General features: G+C 50.4%; 2 tRNA genes and 1 rRNA gene. All 3 read left to right on the top strand.

What is annotated here, in order from left to right:
• A 16S ribosomal RNA gene (locus tag IEV18_RS17090) occupies positions 1-74 on the top strand; the annotation flags it as partial.
• Between the two features lie 257 nt (positions 75-331).
• Positions 332-408, top strand: a tRNA-Ile gene (locus IEV18_RS17095).
• Between the two features lie 23 nt (positions 409-431).
• A tRNA-Ala gene (locus IEV18_RS17100) sits at positions 432-504 on the top strand.
• Positions 505-681: the final 177 nt, after the last annotated feature.

Consider the following 681-nt stretch of genomic DNA (forward strand, 5'->3'; position numbering starts at 1 on the left):
AGGTGGGACCAATGATTGGGGTGAAGTCGTAACAAGGTAGCCGTATCGGAAGGTGCGGCTGGATCACCTCCTTTCTAAGGAAGATAAAAGGCGTAAGCGCCCGTTTAGCGACGCACGAACTGGACGAAGCCGCAGGAGATAAAGGAAACACGATGAACGAAGTGAATCGATGTTGACTTATCGCACGGAGGCTACGGAAGTTGCGCTAGTCGCTGGGCGCTGGAGCTGGATTATATACGGAACATTTTGATACCTCCGGTATCGAAATGACAATAGCCAGGTTGTTTTGTTCAGTTTTGAGAGAACATTTCTCTTATAAAAAGATAAAGATGGGCCTGTAGCTCAGCCGGTTAGAGCGCACGCCTGATAAGCGTGAGGTCGGTGGTTCGAGTCCACTCAGGCCCACCATCTAATCAAATATTTAACATTACGGGGCCTTAGCTCAGCTGGGAGAGCGCCTGCTTTGCACGCAGGAGGTCAGCGGTTCGATCCCGCTAGGCTCCATTTTGCACCTTGAAAACTAAATAAGAGAAACAACGACATCATATAGAAGGCTGACGCGACTGATTTAGCGACGTACGCACTGGAGCTTTCCGCAGCAGAGATAAAGGAAACACGGCGACTTATGGGAGCCGATGTTGACTTATCGAGCGGAGGAAGCGAAGTGGCGCTAGTCGCTAG

The sequence above is a fragment of the Compostibacillus humi genome (assembly GCF_014637175.1).
GTDB classification, from domain to species: Bacteria; Bacillota; Bacilli; order Bacillales; family Amphibacillaceae; genus Oceanobacillus; species Oceanobacillus humi.